This is a genomic window from Bartonella sp. OD88NMGDW, from assembly GCF_042193775.1.
GTDB classification, from domain to species: domain Bacteria; phylum Pseudomonadota; class Alphaproteobacteria; order Rhizobiales; family Rhizobiaceae; genus Bartonella; species Bartonella grahamii.
This window is the reverse complement of record NZ_JBHIMA010000063.1, coordinates 1-940: the sequence shown is the minus strand read 5'-3', so window position 1 is coordinate 940 and position 940 is coordinate 1. Positions and strand designations below refer to the sequence as shown.

General features: G+C 44.8%; 2 protein-coding genes. Both read left to right on the top strand.

The features are described from left to right. Nucleotides 1-557: lysozyme (locus ACFIJR_RS09100; RefSeq protein WP_375654073.1), on the top strand; the 557-nt coding region annotated here is incomplete at its 5' end. After that, a complete protein-coding gene (locus ACFIJR_RS09095) occupies nucleotides 554-781 on the top strand; it encodes a hypothetical protein (protein WP_012754703.1) in 228 nt (75 codons plus the stop codon). The genes ACFIJR_RS09100 and ACFIJR_RS09095, both read left to right, overlap by 4 nt. Nucleotides 782-940: the final 159 nt, after the last annotated feature.

Here is a 940-nt window from a genome sequence, read left to right as displayed (position 1 = left end):
ACACCAGCAATGCGGGTCACCCCCTCGTCAAAAAAGGTATGTGTATTAGCCAAGAGCAAGCAGAAGAAATCCTTTGTAAAGACTTAAAGCAATTTGAGCAGACGGTAGAGGAATCGGTCACGGTTTCGTTAACGGATTGCCAATTCGCGGCATTGGTCTCGTTTTGCTATAACGTAGGAACAGCTGCTTTTCGCAAGTCAACATTATTGAAGAAGCTTAATCAAGGGGATTATGAAGCCGTACCCTTAGAATTACAGAAATGGAATAAGGTCGGTGGGAAGCCTCTTGCGGGTTTAGCCAACCGTCGAGCAGCAGAAGCGGGATTATGGGCAAAAGGGTCTTATGTTTCTTCAAATTATCAAAGGGTAGAAACGAAAATGGCAACGGGTCTTTTCAAGGTAGAAGCACTTGCCCCGATTATAGGGTCTTGTTCTGGTTTTGGCGGCTTGTTAGCAGGCAATGGACCGGTGCAATGGGCATTAGCAGGCATCATGGTTTTAGCGGCTGTAACGGGCATAGTGATTGTCGCCAAGCGGTTTCGGGAGCAACGCTTATGATTTTTTGGCTAAAGAAATATTCTCTTATGTTTACAGCGGCTTTAGCCGTTTTTTTTATGGCTTTAGCCAAGGCATTTCACCTTGGCAAGCAAAGCGAACGGCAAAAGCAAACAGAGAATGCTTTAAAGACAGCAACAACGCGGCTTGAGGTAGAAAATGAAGTTAATCAAAAAAGTGATGCTGGTGTGCGCTCTGAACTTTCTCGTTGGGTGCGCGGCAAATAGGTCTGTTTCTTGTGGTGGCTGGTTGCCCATTTATTTAGATAATAAGGATGTTGCGGTCATCAGTTCCAACCTTGCAAGAGATATTTTGAAGCATAACAAGCAGGGAGCCCATTTATGTGGTTGGAAAGATGGTCAAGAAACGAAGCAGCAAAGATAAAG